Source organism: Polaromonas glacialis (assembly GCF_000709345.1).
In the GTDB taxonomy this organism is placed as follows: Bacteria; Pseudomonadota; Gammaproteobacteria; order Burkholderiales; family Burkholderiaceae_C; genus Polaromonas; species Polaromonas glacialis.
Genome location: NZ_KL448323.1, coordinates 1540861 through 1554883, shown reverse-complemented (window position 1 = coordinate 1554883; position 14023 = coordinate 1540861). Strand labels below are relative to the sequence as shown.

Below are 14023 nucleotides of genomic sequence, written 5' to 3'. Positions count from 1 at the left end.
CAAGACGCAAGCAAACGGAGACAAGAACATGGCATTGGTAGATATACAAGTCCCTGACATCGGTGACTTTGACGAAGTCACCGTCATCGAACTGCTGGTCAAGCCGGGCGACACCGTGACGGCCGAGCAATCGCTGATCACGGTGGAATCCGACAAAGCTTCAATGGAAATCCCGTCCAGCCACGCCGGCGTGGTGAAAGAGATCAAGGTCAAGCTCGACGACAAGGTCAAGCAGGGCTCGGTCGTGCTGACGCTGGAAGTCGCCGGCGCTGCGGAATCAGAGCCAAAACAGGCTCCTGCGCAGGCTGCTCCTGCACAAGCTGCTCCTAAAACAGAAGCGGCATCGGTGCCGGCGCCTGCCGCCCAGGCACCGGCTCCAGCTGCTGCGCCAGCGGCCGGCCCGGTCGAAGTGCGGGTTCCCGACATTGGCGACTTCAAGGATGTGGTCGTGATCGAGGTGCTCGTCAAGACGGGCGACACCGTGAAGGTCGAGCAATCGCTCATCACCGTGGAGTCCGACAAGGCATCGATGGAAATTCCGTCCTCTACCGCCGGCGTGATCAAGGAACTTAAGGTCAAGCTGGGCGACACCGTCAATATTGGTGACCTGCTGGCGATTCTGGAAGGATCGGCCGCGCCTGCGGCGGCTGCCGCTGCGCCCGCTCCAGCAGCGGCGCCCGCAGCGTCGTCTCCAGCCGCCACCGCGTCGGCGCCCGCCACGCCCACGCCCACGCCCAGCGCCGCTGCGCCCGCTGCAGCCGCCCAGTCTCAGCCCGCGCATGAACCCACGGTCGCGCCGCAGGGCAGCTTGCCGCATGCCTCGCCGTCGGTCCGCAAGTTCGCCCGCGAACTTGGCGTGCCGCTGGCCGAACTCAAGGGCTCCGGTCCCAAGGGCCGCATCACGCAGGACGATGTACAGGCCTTCACCAAAGCCGTGATGGCCGGCGACACCCGCACCCAGGCGCAGGCAGCCAAGGCGCCCGCGCCCGCCGCTGCTGCAAGCGGTGGCACTGGCGTGGGCCTGGACCTGCTGCCTTGGCCGAAGGTCGATTTCACCAAGTTCGGCCCGGTCGAGCGCCAGCCGCTGTCGCGCATCAAGAAGATCAGCGGCGCCAACCTGCACCGCAACTGGGTGATGATCCCGCACGTCTGCAACCACGACGATGCCGACATCACCGAACTCGAAGCCTTCCGCGTGCAGATGAACAAGGAAAACGAGAAGCTAGGGGTCAAGATCACCATGCTGGCCTTCCTGATCAAGGCCTCGGTGGCCGCGCTCAAGAAATTCCCGCAGTTCAATGCCTCGCTCGACGGCGACCAACTGGTGCTCAAGCAGTATTTCAACATCGCCTTTGCTGCCGACACGCCCAACGGCCTGGTCGTTCCGGTGATCAAGGACGCCGACAAGAAAGGCATCATCCAGATCTCGCAGGAAATGGGTGAACTGGCCAAGAAGGCGCGCGACGGCAAGCTCGGTCCGGCCGACATGCAGGGCGCCTGCTTCACCATCTCGTCGCTGGGCGGTATTGGCGGGCGCTACTTCACGCCCATCATCAATGCACCCGAAGTCGCCATCATGGGAGTGTGCAAAAGCCGGATCGAGCCGGTCTGGGACGGCAAGGCCTTCCAGCCGCGCCTGATGCAGCCACTGTCGCTCAGTTGGGATCACCGCGTGATCGACGGCGCGGCGGCGGCGCGTTTCAATGCGTATTTCGGCCAGGTGCTGGCGGACTTCCGCCGAATCTTCCTGTGACAACGCTGGTGGTGGTCAAGAAAGCGGGTCAGGTGGTGATGGCCGCCGACACGCTCGTGACCTTTGGCGATACCCGCCTGAGCCACCGCTTTGAAGCCAACAGCAAGATTTTCAAGGTCGAGACGCCGCAAGGCGCCAGCTACATCGGCATGGCCGGCACCGTGGCGCACTTTCCCGTGCTGCGCAAGGCCATGTCGACGCTGCCCCCCGAGGAACTCCGGCTGAACAACCGCGAGGAGGTGTTCGACACCTTCCTCAAACTGCATTCCCTGCTGAAGGAATCGTTTTTCCTGCAGAGCAAGGAAGACGACAACGACCCCTACGAGTCCAGCCAGTTCACCGTGCTCATTGCCAACGCCACCGGCATTTATGGCCTGTACAGCTACCGTGAAGTCTTTGAATTCAAGGAATTCTGGGGCGTGGGCTCGGGCCGCAGCTTTGCGCTGGGCGCGATGCACGCCAGCTGGCCCAAGGCCAGGACTGCCCGCGAGGTGGCCATGGCCGGAATGAACGCCGGTTGCGAGTTCGACAAGAATTCCGGCGGACTGATTGACGTATTCACCCTCAAACTGAAAGCCTCCCCATGAGTGCCTCTGTAAACCTCATCGACATCAAGGTGCCCGACATTGGCGACTTTGACGAAGTCTCCGTCATCGAAGTGCTGGTCAAGCCCGGCGACACCATCAAGGCCGAGCAAAGCCTGATCACCGTGGAAAGCGACAAGGCCTCCATGGAAATCCCATCGTCGCAAGGCGGCGTGGTCAAGGAGATCAAAGTCAAGCTCGGCGACATGGTCAAACAGGGCACGGTCGTGCTGACGCTGGAAGTCGCCGGCACCGCAGGCGCGGCCGCCGCTCCGGTTGAAGCACCAAAACAGGCTCCTGCGCAATCTGCTCCTGCACCAGCTGCTCCCGAAAAAGTAGCATCTGCTGCCGCAGCGCCAACACCGGCCGCCGCCAGCTTTGGCGGAACGGCTGACCTGGACTGCGATCTGCTGGTGCTGGGCGCCGGCCCTGGCGGCTACTCGGCCGCTTTCCGCGCGGCCGACCTGGGCCTGAAGGTCGTGCTGGTCGAGCGCTATGCCGCGCTGGGCGGCGTCTGCCTGAACGTCGGCTGCATTCCGTCGAAAGCCCTCCTGCATGTGGCCGCCGTCATGGACGAGGTCAGCCACATGGCCGCGTTGGGCGTTGACTTCGGCGCGCCCACCCTCAACATCGACATGCTGCGCGGCCACAAGGACAAGGTGGTGAGCAAGCTGACCGGCGGGCTGGCCGCCATGGCCAAGATGCGCAAGGTCACCGTGGTGCGCGGCTACGGCGCTTTTGCCGGCGCCAACCACCTCGAAGTCGAGGAAACCAGCGGCACGTCGCAGGAAAAAACAGGCAAAAAGCAGACCATCGGCTTCAAGACCTGCATCATCGCCGCCGGAAGCCAGGCCATGCGCCTGCCCTTCATGCCCGAAGACCCGCGCGTGGTGGACAGCACCGGCGCGCTGGGGCTGAAGGAAGTCCCCAAGCGCATGCTGATCCTGGGCGGCGGCATCATCGGCCTGGAAATGGGAACGGTGTACAGCACCTTGGGCGCCCGCCTGGACGTGGTGGAAATGCTCGACGGCCTGATGCAGGGCGCCGACCGCGACCTGGTCAAGGTCTGGCAAAAGATGAACGCGCCGCGCTTTGACAACATCATGCTCAAGACCAAGACGGTAGGCGCCAAGGCGACGCCCGCCGGCATCGAGGTGACGTTCGAGAGCGCCGAGCCGGGCGGGACCGCGCCTGCGCCGCAGATTTACGACCTGGTGTTGCAGGCCGTCGGCCGCAGCCCCAACGGCAAGAAGATCGCCGCCGACAAGGCCGGCGTCAGCGTGACCGACCGGGGCTTTATCCCGGTGGATATCCAGATGCGCACCAACGTGAAGCACATCTTCGCCATCGGCGACATCGTCGGCCAGCCGATGCTGGCGCACAAGGCGGTGCATGAGGCGCATGTGGCCGCCGAAGTGATTGCGGGCGAACTGCAGGGCAACAAGGAACTGGCCAGCGCCGCCTTCAACGCCCGGGTGATCCCGAGCGTGGCCTACACCGACCCGGAAGTGGCATGGGTCGGCCTGACCGAAGACCAGGCCAAGGCGCAGGGCATCAAGGTCAAGAAGGGCCTGTTTCCCTGGACCGCGTCGGGCCGTGCGATTGCCAACGGCCGCGACGAAGGCTTCACCAAGCTGCTGTTCGACGACAGCCCAGAGGCGCATGGCCACGGCAAGATCCTGGGCGGCGGCATGGTCGGCACGCATGCCGGCGACATGATTGGCGAGATTGCGCTGGCGATCGAGATGGGCGCCGACGCGGTGGACATTGGCAAGACGATTCACCCACACCCCACGCTGGGCGAGAGCATCGGCATGGCGGCGGAAGTGGCGCACGGCAGCTGCACCGATTTGCCGCCGGCGCGCAAGTAAATTGCTAAAACACTACTAACTCCTCGACGTTCCCCGGCAGTTCCAGGCCTGCCAGCGCAAGCTGCCTGTGGCCTGTGTGGGCGAGACACGCCAGGTCCTTGATTTGCCGCTGCTGGCGTTTGAAGTGACCGAGCACCGCGCCATGCGGGCCGTGTGCCGCTGCGGCCATGTCCATACGGGCGCGTTTCCTGGCGGCGTCAACCCGGGCGTGCAATACGGCCCCCGCGCGCAAGCGGCCATGGTCCATCTCAACCAGAATCACGCCGTGCCGGTGCAGCGCACCGCCGCGCTGATGCAAGACTTCTTTGGCTTGAGCGTCAGTCAGGCCACGGTGGACAAGGCGGGCCTGGACGGTGCAGACCTCTTGCGCCTCATGGTACAAGCCATCGGCCAGGCGGTGGTGGCCTCAGCCGTGGTGCATGCCGACGAGACCGGCATGCGTGTGGCCAAAAAGCTGCACTGGCTCCATGTGCTGGCCACCGACACGCTGACGTGGCTGGGCTGCCACCCCGAGCGCGGCGCCGAAGCTTTTGAAGCGCTGGCGCTGCTCGGGCAATTCCAGGGCGTGCTGGTGCATGACGGCTGGATGCCCTGCAAGGCATTGCCTTGCCAGCACACCCTGTGCAATGCCCACCACTTGCGTGAGTTGACCTACCTGCTCGAGGAGCACGGCCAAGCCGGGGCGGGCGACATGATCGAGGTGCTGACGCATGCCAGCCACCTGCACCACGTCAACTGCGCTCAGGGCGATGGCCCCAAGTACACGGGCTAGACATACCAAGCCCAGGTACGCGACCTGCGTGAGCTGCATAACACCATCCTCGCCCAGGCACCGACAGCGCACCCCAAAGTGGCGTCAACGTGCAAACGCGGCCGGCCCAGGCAAGGCAAGGCCACCAATTTGATTGGCCGCTTGCGCGATTACACCGACGATGTCTGGCGCTTCATGACACAGGCCAACGTGCCGTTCACCAACAACTTGGCCGAGCGCGCCGTGTGCATGCCCAAGGTCAAGCAAAAGGTCTCGGGCTGCTTTCGCACGCCGCTTATCCAGCTTGAATGGACAAAGCGCAGCGCATGCCTCCATAAGGCGATAAGTGCCTACCGCCGAGTCCGTACATTGTGGGCGATGAAATACTGCTTGATCGCATCGGTGAAGCCGGTTCGCAGATGGCTGGTGCGCTCCAGCAGGCCGACGTCGCGCTCGATCACCACGCAGGGCAGGGGGATGATCTTCAGCCCCCGGTCCCGCGACCAGTCCACGTTGGAAAGCCTGGGGACGATGGCCATGCCAAAGCCCTGGCGCACGATTTCCATGATGGCCTCGAAGGAATTGAGCTCCATCGCATCGGTGGGGCTGACACTGCACTGCCGCAGGACCTCGCTGACCAGGTAGCCGGTCCAGGTGCTCTTGTCGAAGCGGATGAACGGACAGTGGCGCAGCACCTCAAGCGGGTCGTCCGGCAGGTCGAAATGCGGACGGCGCGGTGCGATCAAAACCATCGGTTCTCGGTACAGCGGTGTCCAGATCAGGCTGGGCGGCAGCGCGTGCGGCGACCGGATCACCACCGCGCCATCGAGTTCGCCATGCGCCACCTTGCGCGTGAAGTCATCCGACTGGCCCGCCAGCAGCCGCACCTCCAGGCGGGGATATTGCTTCTTGATGGTCCAGAGCGCATCCGCGAACGAGCCCATGAGCGCCGAGATGAGCGCCCCCATCACCACCGTACCCGACAGTTCGTCGGTGTCCGTGCCGGTCGTGATCGCCTCGTAACGCTGCACCAGGTCCTCGATGGCCGGGACCAGCTTGCGGCCGGCCGTATTCAACACCACCGAGCGCGCGGTGCGGTCAAACACCTGCTGGTTCAACTCCTCCTCGAAGCCGCGTATCTGCAGGCCGATGGCTGCGGGGGTCAGGCCGATCGCATGGCCGGCCGCAGCGAAGCTGCCGTGCTTGACCACCGCCAGGAAGGTCTTAAAGGTCCGGATTGAACGCATGCTTGTCTGCCGTTTCCTGGATGGTTGGGTGTCTGCCGAGGATCAGCGCGAGATAAATAAATAATTGATCTTAAACAAATTATTACTAGCTTTTATTTTCTATTGGCTGAATCAAAAATAAGCCCATGCATAAAACTCTCAACGTAAAGGTGTGGCGCGGCAAAGAGGTCGGCGGGTTCACGACCTACGAGGTACCCCGCAACGAAAGCCAGACCGTGCTGGATGTGGTGACCTATATCCAGCGCCATCTGGAACCCTCGCTGAGCTACCGGTTTGCCTGCCGCGTGGGCATGTGCGGCTCGTGCGCCATGACCGTCAACGGCAAGGCGCGCTGGACCTGCCGCACGCACATTTCCAAGGTGGCGCCAGACGGCGAACTGGAAATCGCGCCGCTGTCGAACTTGCCGGTGATCAAGGATCTCGCCACCGACATGAGTGAGTTCTTTGACAAATGGGCACGCGCCAAGGGTCAGTTCAAGGGCGAACTGACCCGCCACGAGTCTTTTGCCCGGGTCGAACCGGCTTCGAAAGAACGCAAGGCGGCCGACGCCGGCATTGAATGCATCGGCTGCGGCATTTGTTACGCCTCCTGCGATGTGGTGAGCTGGCGGCCTGATTACCTGGGTCCGGCGGCGCTCAACCGCGCCTGGACGCTGGCCAATGACGTGCGGGATGTGCAGCAGGCCGAGCGGCTGCGTGCGGTGGCTGGCGACGCGGGCTGTCACTCCTGCCACACGCAGGGTTCCTGTACCGAGCGCTGCCCCAAGCAGCTCGCGCCGACGCTGTCGATTGCCGGCCTCAAGCGCAAGGTGGCCAGGGCGGCCGTGCGGGGCGAGCTGTGAGCGCCGCACACGCATCGGGGGTGGCGCAGGCCAGGCGCTGGTACTGGCAGCGCATCAGCGCCATGGTGCTGGCGCTGTGCGTGCTGGTGCATCTGGCGGTCATGATCTACGTGGTGCGCGGCGGGCTGAGCGCCGGTGAAATCCTGGGCCGCACGCAGGGCAGCTGGGGTTTCGCCGCGTTTTACGCGCTGTTCGTCGTGGCCTGCGCGGTGCATGTGCCGGTGGGCGTGGCCAACATCGCCCGCGAATGGTGGGGCCTGGGGGACGGCGCCGCGCTGTGGCTCTCGCGGGCCTTCGGGCTGCTGCTGCTCGTGATGGGCCTGCGCGCCGTGGTTGCGGTGGTGGCGGCATGAAGCGCCGCAACGACCAGCGCGCCCGCGCGCATCCGGCCTACTGGGCTTTTTTGCTGCATCGCCTTTCGGGCCTGGGCTTGGCGGCCTTCTTGCCGCTGCACTTTTGGGCGCTGGGCCAGGCTTTGCACGGGGCTGCCGCCCTGGACGGTTTTTTGCGGTTTGCCGACCAGGGCCTTTTCAAGTTTGCCGAATGGGGCCTGGTGGTGCTGTTGGCGCTGCACATGATGGGCGGCGTGCGCCTGCTGCTGATCGAATTCGGCAGCGCCTCGGGACTGCGCAAGGACTGGATTGCAGGCGCGGCGGGTTTCGCCGCCGCCGCCGGAATGGCCTTCGCCCTGGCACTTTTTTCCTGACTTTTCCTGACTTTTTCAGGCTGTGCGAAAAGCCTGTTTTTCCATAACAAGGAGACAACGATATGACCTTTAACCGACGTTCAGCCCTGGGCCGCGTTTTTGCCGCGACCGTCGTCACGGCTGCCGCATGGAGCGTCCTGCCCGCCACTGCGCAGGAGCGCTGGCCCGCCAAGCCGGTGCGCCTGGTCGTTCCCTTTGCGCCGGGCGGCTCCACCGACGTGGTCGCACGCATGATCGGCCAGAAGCTTTCGGTGCTCTGGGGCCAGCCGATCATTGTCGAAAACCGCGCCGGGGCAGGCGGCAACCTGGGCGCCGACCTGGTGGCCAAATCGCAGGCCGACGGCTACACGCTGCTGATGGCCTCGGGCAGCATCACCATCAATCCGCACATTTACAAGCGCATGCCCTTTGATACCAAGAAGGACCTGGCGCCGGTCACGAATGTGGCGAGCGGGCCGATGCTGCTCGTGGTGCCTGACCGCTCGCCGGTCAAGAGCGTGAAGGACTTGATCGCACTGGCCAAGGAAACGCCCGGCGCGCTCAACTTTGGCTCGGCCGGCGTGGGCAGCCAGGTGCATCTGGCGGGTGAGAACTTTGCCGATGCGGCCCACATCGAGGTCAAGCACGTGCCTTACCGGGGCGAGGCGGTCGCCTACAACGACCTGATTGCGGGCCAGATCCAGATGATGGTGGGCAACTTTGCAGCGGCCTCTGCCTTGCTGGGTCCGGGACGGCTGCGCGCGCTGGCCGTGACTGGCAAGAAGCGCTCAGAGCAGTTGCCCGACGTCCCCACCGTGGCAGAAAGCGGCCTGCCGGGCTTTGAAAACACCGGCTGGTTTGGTTTTCTGGCTCCCGCCGGCACGCCCCCGGAGATTCTTTCCAAGATACAGCTCGACACCGCCAAGGTGCTGGCCGAGTCCGACACCAAGGCGCGCCTGTACGTGCAGGGCATGACCCCGGTGGGCAACACGGCTGCCGAATTTGCCAAGGCCATGGATGCCGAGTCCAGGCTCTGGGCCACCGTGGTGAAAAACCGCAATATCACCACCAACTGACGCGAGGAAGAACCCCTATGAAGATTGATTTGCAAGCGGTGGAAGACGCCGCCATGACGCTGTACATCCGCGCGCTCAAGATGCTGCCGCCCGATGTCAAGGCCGGGCTGGACCGGCTGACCCGCACGGAAACGGCCGCCACGGCGCAAAGCGTGCTGGCGACCATGGTGACGAACATCCAGGTGGCGGAAGCCACTGACAACCTGCTGTGCCAGGACACCGGCATTCCCATCTACAACCTGCTGATCGGCTCGAACGTGCAGGTGGACGGCCACGCGCTCAAGCAGGCAATACGCCGCGGATGCGAGCGCGCCACCCGCGAGCATCCGCTGCGCTCCTCGGTCGTGCATCCGCTGACGCGCAAGAACAACCACACGTCCTGCGGCATCGAGGTGCCCGTCATCCACATTGACTTCAGCCAGACGCCCGACCTGCTGGAAATCGAAATGATCCCCAAGGGCAGCGGCTCGGAAAACAATTCCTTCCTGAAGATGGCGATTCCGGCCGAAGGTATCGACGCCATCAAGACCTTTGTAATCGACTGCGTGCTGGCGGCCGGCGGCAAGACCTGCCCGCCGACCATCGTCGGCGTCGGCCTGGGCGGCACGTCCGACTTGAGCATGGCGCTGGCCAAGCGCGCGGCCACCCGCGAACTGGGCAGCCGCTGCAGCGACCCCGAGGGCGCCCGACTGGAAGAGGCGCTGTCTGCCGCGGTGAACCAGCTGGGCGTGGGGCCGCAGGGCCTGGGCGGCGACTCGACGGCATTCGCGGTGCAGATCGAACTGGCCTCGACGCACATCACGATGAATCCCATCGCCGTCAACATGCAGTGCCATTCGGCGCGGCGCGCCCGCGCAACGTTCACGCCTGCGGGCGTGACTTACGGCTTTTAAGGAATTTCAGCATGGCGCATCACGAACTCTCCACGCCGGTCACCGAGGCGCAAATCCGTCAGCTGCGCATCAACGACACGGTCACCCTGCATACCACGCTGTTCGGCATCCGCGATGCGACGCAGATCCACATGTTCGACCACGGCCGCCAGGCCCGCTTCGACATGGACGGCCATGCCGTGATCCATACCGCGCCGAATGTGCAGAAGGTTGAAAAATCCGCTGAGTACCCGGCAGGCTACCGGCCGATCTGCATCGGCACGACCACCTCCGACCGCATGGAGCGCTTCACCCGGCCGCTCATGACCGACTACGGCGTGCGCATGGTCATCGGCAAGGGCGGCCTGCGCGACGGCTCGCTGTCCGCCTTCGAGGAGTTGGGCGGCGTCTACCTGGCCATCGTCGGCGGCACCGCCGCGCTGGAAACGACCTGGATCAAGCAGATCGAAGACGTCGACATGGATGACCTGAACCCCGAGTCGCTCTGGAAATTCCGCATCCGCGATTTCGGCCCGCTGCTGGTCGCCATGGACAGCCATGGCGGCAGCCTGTATGACGAGCTCAAGCACAGCATGGCCGGAAAAAGGGCTGAAGTGCTGGCCAGCCTGGGAGTGAAGGCATGAACATCAAACGACTGCAGACCGACATCCTGATCCTGGGCTCCGGCGGCGCCGGCCTGTTTGCCGCCCTGCATGCGCACCAGACGGCGCCCGACCTGTCGATCACCGTTGCCGTCAAGGGCCTGCTCGGCAAATGCGGCTGTACCCGCATGGTGCAGGGCGGCTACAACGTCGCGCTGGCCGCAGGCGATTCGGTCGAGCGGCATTTCATGGACACCATCGAGGGCAGCAAGTGGCTGTCCGACCAGGATCTGGCCTGGACGCTGGTGACCAAGGCGGTCGAGCGGGTGCACGAGCTGGAAAACGAACTCGGCTGCTTTTTTGACCGCAACCCCGATGGCACCGTGCACCAGAAAGCCTTTGCCGGCCAGACCTTCGACCGCACCGTGCACAAGGGTGACCTGACCGGCATCGAGATCATCAACAGGTTGTCCGAGCAGGTCTGGTCGCGCGGCATTGGCCGGCTGGAGGAGCATCGCGCGGTCGAGCTGATCAAGACGGCCGACGGTACCGCCCTGGCCGGTGTGCTGATGATCAACATGCAGGACGGCGGCTTCGTTTTCGTGCAGGCCAAGGCTGTGCTGCTCGCCACCGGCGGCGGCCCGACCATGTACAAATACCACACCCCCTCGGGCGACAAGTCCTGCGACGGCCTGGCCATGGCGCTGCGGGCCGGTCTGCCGGTCCGCGACATGGAAATGGTGCAGTTCCACCCCACGGGCCTGCTCGCCGGCACCGGCACCCGCATGACCGGCACCGTGCTGGAAGAGGGCCTGCGCGGCGCGGGCGGCTACCTGCTCAATGGCGACGGCAAGCGCTTCATGGACCGCTACGACCCCCGGCTTGAACGCGCCACGCGCGACATCGTGTCGCGCTCCATTTTTTCCGAGATGCGGGCCGGCCGCACGTCGCCCAACGGCGGCGTGTACATCCAGATGTCGCACCTGGGGACCGAGAACGTACGCAAGCAGTTCAAGGGCATGGTCGAGCGTTGCGGCGACTGCGGCTTTGACCTGGCGGGCGGCCTGGTGGAAGTGGTGCCGACGGCCCACTACATGATGGGCGGCGTAGTGTTCAAGGCCGACTGCACCACGGCGCTGACCGGGCTGTTTGCCGCTGGCGAGGACACCGGCGGTGTGCACGGCGCGAACCGGCTCGGAGGCAACGGCGTGGCCAATTCCACCGTGTTCGGCGGCATTGCCGGCGACAGCATGGCTGCCTGGGTCAAAAGACAGGGCCGCCTGCGCGACCCGGATGAAGCGTCCATCGCGCAAAGCGTTGCCTGGCATCTGGCGCCGTTCGCCCATCCGCCCGGCAACCTGGAATCGATTCGCGAAGCGCTGTTCGACTGCATGTGGCAGGACGTTGGCATCTTGCGCACCGCCGAAGGCTTGCAGCGCGCCCTGGTCACGCTGGCTGAACTGGATGCGCGGCTCTCCAGCACCGGCGTGGCCGACGGCGACCGCGCCTTCAACCTGAGCTGGCAAGACTGGCTCAATCTCCAGAGCCTGATTGCCGTGAGTCGTGTGATTGCCACCTCCGCACTGGCCCGCGAAGATTCACGCGGTGCGCACTTTCGGGAAGACCATCCCCACACCGGAGAGCTGGCAAGCTCCAGCTACATCACCGTGACCCAGGCGGGGCAAATGCTGTCGATGCGCCGTGAGCCGGTGCATTTCACCCGCGTCGTGCCTGGACAGACCATCCTGGATGAAGTGCTGGACGTTGTTCGGTGAGGGACGTCGAACAGTGGCCCGGATGCTGAACGCGTTTGTGCGCACGTGCATGGATATCTGCTTCAAACGCGTGGCGGTATCTGGCATGCGCTCGGCTGGGTGCAGTGCGGGCGGCGCATGCTAGACCTTCCCTGGATCACCCTGCTGAGTGCTGCCGCGATCGTGACGGTCGCCTATACGGTCTACGGCCTTACTGGATTTGGCGCGGCCATCATTGCCATTCCGCTGCTGGCGCACTTTTTCCCGCTGCGGTTTGCCGTGCCCATGATGCTGGTGTTTGATCTTTTTGCCGGCCTCTTGCTGGGTTTGAAAAACCGCAAGCACCTGGACCGGCGAGAGTTGCTGCGCCTGCTGCCATTTTTGCTGCTGGGCATGGCGGTCGGGGTGACCGTGCTGGTGCATGCCAGCGAACGGTGGTTGCTGCTGGTGCTGGGCGTTTTCGTGCTGGGATATGCCAGCTGGAGCCTGTTGAGCAAGGCCGTGCCCGTGCCGGTGTCGCCAGGGTGGGCCGTGCCCGCCGGCATGATTGGCGGCGCATTCACGGCGCTGTATGGCACGGGCGGACCGGTTTACATGATCTACCTGGCAAGGCGCCTGCCTGACAAAACGGTGATGCGGGCGACCATTGGCGTGCTGATTTTCGGAACGGCCCTGGTTCGCCTGGTGCTTTTCACCGGCAGCGGTTTTTACCGCCAGCAAGGGCTGCTGCCGCTAGCGTTTGCGCTGCTTCCCTGCGCCCTGCTGGGCTACGTGGCCGGCAGCCACCTGCATGCGCACATGCCCGCAAAGCGCGCGGTACAGGCCGTGTGGCTGCTGTTGATTGCAGGCAGTTCAAGCCTGATTTGGCGCGGACTGAACCTGTCATGAGAGGTACATCGCGCATGACGCGCCTTGTGGGTGATGGCGCCTTCCGTTTTTCAACCGGGCCTGCCTGCAGGAGCCGGTCCGGTGGACTGGCGCACCACGAGCGCCACGTCGATTTTCGTGCTGCGCTGCAAGGGCTCACCCCGGATGGCTGCTACCAGCCGGTCTGCGGCCGTGCTCCACATCGATTCAGTGGGCACTTGCACGGTGCTCAAGGCCGGCTGGAGGTGGCGAGCCATCTCCAGATCGTCAAAACCCACGATGGACAGATCGTGCGGAACCTGCAGGCCCAGGCTGGCTGCCTCCAGCATGGCGCCAAACGCCAGCACGTCGTTGCCGCAGATCACCGCCGTGGGCGCCGGCTCATGGGCCATCAACTGGCGCAGTCCCTGGCGCGCATCGGCCAGCGCGTAGGCGCGTTCCACCAGGCGCTCGGGGGGCAGGTCCAGTCCTGCCGACTGCATTGTCCTGCGCACGCCTTCGACGCGCTGCAGCGCACGGTCGTTAAATTGCGTTACGCCGGCGAGCATGGCGATGTGGCGGTGTCCCAGGTCGATCAGATATTGCGTCGCCTGGGCCATGGCCGCGACGTTGTCAAACCCGACGCTGATGTGCTTGCCGTCAGGCTCATGCACCATCACATGAACACAAGGCAGGTTGCGCTGCTGCATGAAACGCAGCAACTCAGGGTGCTGGCACAAGCCGCACAGCACCAGCGCATCGGTGCCCCGAGTCACCAGGTTGATGGCCTGGCGCATCTCGCTGGTCGCGTCATAGCCGCTGGTGGCAATCAGCAGCTGGATGTCCGACTGCGCCAGCCGGCGCTGGAGCGCATCAATCGCTGCGGCAAAGATGGCGTTGTCCACGGTCGGAAACACCGCGCCCACCGTGCCGGAACGGCGCAGCATCAGCGCGCGTGCGCCGGCGTGCGGGACATAGCCCAGGCGCGACACTGCCGCATTGACCTTCTTGCGCAAGGCTTCGCTGACCGATTCCGGGCGGTTCAGGGCGCGTGACACCGTGGCGGTCGAAACGCCCGCCATGCGCGCGACATCGTCCGTGGTGGGGTGGTTGTTTTCAGGAGTAGTCATAGGTTCAGAA

At 64.5% G+C, this 14023-nt stretch carries 13 protein-coding genes and 1 pseudogene; 12 read left to right on the top strand and 2 right to left on the bottom strand.

The features are described 5' to 3' along the window. The first annotated feature begins 28 nt into the window (after positions 1 to 28). From aceF to tnpC, 4 genes and pseudogenes are all read left to right on the top strand, one after another. The gene (aceF, locus tag EC86_RS0107780) at positions 29 to 1753 is read left to right on the top strand and encodes a dihydrolipoyllysine-residue acetyltransferase (protein WP_029525103.1); all 1725 of its coding nucleotides are present in this window, start codon (positions 29 to 31) and stop codon (positions 1751 to 1753) included. Next, positions 1750 to 2340: an Ntn hydrolase family protein gene (locus EC86_RS0107775; RefSeq protein WP_029525102.1), complete on the top strand. Its 591-nt coding sequence runs from the start codon at positions 1750 to 1752 to the stop codon at positions 2338 to 2340. The genes aceF and EC86_RS0107775 overlap by 4 nt, the downstream gene beginning before the upstream one ends. Then, positions 2337 to 4208, top strand: coding sequence for a dihydrolipoyl dehydrogenase (gene lpdA / locus EC86_RS0107770; protein WP_029525101.1), 1872 nt, complete (start codon positions 2337 to 2339; stop codon positions 4206 to 4208). The genes EC86_RS0107775 and lpdA overlap by 4 nt, the downstream gene beginning before the upstream one ends. Positions 4209 to 4350: 142 nt before the next feature. Continuing rightward, a pseudogene (gene tnpC, locus EC86_RS25990) lies at positions 4351 to 5238 on the top strand (IS66 family transposase); the annotation flags it as partial. A 71-nt stretch (positions 5239 to 5309) separates the two neighbouring features. On the opposite strand, the gene EC86_RS0107760 reads toward tnpC, so the two are convergent. Beyond that, positions 5310 to 6206, bottom strand: coding sequence for a LysR family transcriptional regulator (locus EC86_RS0107760; RefSeq protein WP_029525100.1), 897 nt, complete (start codon positions 6204 to 6206; stop codon positions 5310 to 5312). Between the two features lie 125 nt (positions 6207 to 6331). Between EC86_RS0107760 and EC86_RS0107755 the strand changes: the two genes are divergently transcribed. The 8 genes from EC86_RS0107755 to EC86_RS0107720 all read left to right on the top strand — a co-directional run bounded on the left by EC86_RS0107755 (position 6332) and on the right by EC86_RS0107720 (position 12925). Beyond that, the gene (locus EC86_RS0107755; RefSeq protein WP_029525099.1) at positions 6332 to 7048 is read left to right on the top strand and encodes a succinate dehydrogenase/fumarate reductase iron-sulfur subunit; all 717 of its coding nucleotides are present in this window, start codon (positions 6332 to 6334) and stop codon (positions 7046 to 7048) included. A gap of 62 nt (positions 7049 to 7110) precedes the next feature. Beyond that, a complete protein-coding gene (locus EC86_RS28675; protein WP_051676131.1) occupies positions 7111 to 7401 on the top strand; it encodes a hypothetical protein in 291 nt (96 codons plus the stop codon). After that, positions 7398 to 7754: a succinate dehydrogenase, cytochrome b556 subunit gene (gene sdhC, locus EC86_RS0107745; RefSeq protein WP_029525097.1), complete on the top strand. Its 357-nt coding sequence runs from the start codon at positions 7398 to 7400 to the stop codon at positions 7752 to 7754. The genes EC86_RS28675 and sdhC overlap by 4 nt, the downstream gene beginning before the upstream one ends. A gap of 62 nt (positions 7755 to 7816) precedes the next feature. Beyond that, positions 7817 to 8809 carry a tripartite tricarboxylate transporter substrate binding protein gene (locus EC86_RS0107740; protein WP_029525096.1) on the top strand — a complete coding sequence of 331 codons (993 nt, stop codon included), beginning with the start codon at positions 7817 to 7819 and terminating at the stop codon, positions 8807 to 8809. A 17-nt stretch (positions 8810 to 8826) separates the two neighbouring features. Beyond that, positions 8827 to 9702, top strand: coding sequence for a fumarate hydratase (locus EC86_RS0107735; RefSeq protein WP_029525095.1), 876 nt, complete (start codon positions 8827 to 8829; stop codon positions 9700 to 9702). An 11-nt stretch (positions 9703 to 9713) separates the two neighbouring features. Then, complete coding sequence (locus EC86_RS0107730) at positions 9714 to 10325, top strand: fumarate hydratase C-terminal domain-containing protein (RefSeq protein ID WP_029525094.1); 612 nt, start codon at positions 9714 to 9716, stop codon at positions 10323 to 10325. After that, positions 10322 to 12058: an L-aspartate oxidase gene (locus tag EC86_RS0107725; RefSeq protein WP_036771969.1), complete on the top strand. Its 1737-nt coding sequence runs from the start codon at positions 10322 to 10324 to the stop codon at positions 12056 to 12058. Before EC86_RS0107730 ends, EC86_RS0107725 begins: the two co-directional genes overlap by 4 nt. Before the next feature lie 117 nt (positions 12059 to 12175). Next, positions 12176 to 12925, top strand: a complete 750-nt coding sequence (locus tag EC86_RS0107720; RefSeq protein WP_029525092.1) for a sulfite exporter TauE/SafE family protein — start codon at positions 12176 to 12178, stop codon at positions 12923 to 12925. A 50-nt stretch (positions 12926 to 12975) separates the two neighbouring features. Here EC86_RS0107720 and EC86_RS0107715 read toward each other — a convergent pair whose 3' ends face one another. Further along, positions 12976 to 14013: a LacI family DNA-binding transcriptional regulator gene (locus EC86_RS0107715; RefSeq protein WP_029525091.1), complete on the bottom strand. Its 1038-nt coding sequence runs from the start codon at positions 14011 to 14013 to the stop codon at positions 12976 to 12978. Positions 14014 to 14023: the final 10 nt, after the last annotated feature.

Coding starts and splice junctions, on each gene's coding strand:
- EC86_RS0107760 (WP_029525100.1), bottom strand. CDS start 6,206: ATGCGTTCAATCCGGACCTTTAAGACCTTCCTGGCGGTGGTCAAGCAC.
- EC86_RS0107725 (WP_036771969.1), top strand. CDS start 10,322: ATGAACATCAAACGACTGCAGACCGACATCCTGATCCTGGGCTCCGGC.
- EC86_RS0107715 (WP_029525091.1), bottom strand. CDS start 14,013: ATGACTACTCCTGAAAACAACCACCCCACCACGGACGATGTCGCGCGC.
- lpdA (WP_029525101.1), top strand. CDS start 2,337: ATGAGTGCCTCTGTAAACCTCATCGACATCAAGGTGCCCGACATTGGC.
- EC86_RS0107755 (WP_029525099.1), top strand. CDS start 6,332: ATGCATAAAACTCTCAACGTAAAGGTGTGGCGCGGCAAAGAGGTCGGC.
- sdhC (WP_029525097.1), top strand. CDS start 7,398: ATGAAGCGCCGCAACGACCAGCGCGCCCGCGCGCATCCGGCCTACTGG.
- EC86_RS0107720 (WP_029525092.1), top strand. CDS start 12,176: ATGCTAGACCTTCCCTGGATCACCCTGCTGAGTGCTGCCGCGATCGTG.
- EC86_RS0107730 (WP_029525094.1), top strand. CDS start 9,714: ATGGCGCATCACGAACTCTCCACGCCGGTCACCGAGGCGCAAATCCGT.
- EC86_RS0107740 (WP_029525096.1), top strand. CDS start 7,817: ATGACCTTTAACCGACGTTCAGCCCTGGGCCGCGTTTTTGCCGCGACC.
- EC86_RS28675 (WP_051676131.1), top strand. CDS start 7,111: ATGGTGCTGGCGCTGTGCGTGCTGGTGCATCTGGCGGTCATGATCTAC.
- EC86_RS0107735 (WP_029525095.1), top strand. CDS start 8,827: ATGAAGATTGATTTGCAAGCGGTGGAAGACGCCGCCATGACGCTGTAC.
- aceF (WP_029525103.1), top strand. CDS start 29: ATGGCATTGGTAGATATACAAGTCCCTGACATCGGTGACTTTGACGAA.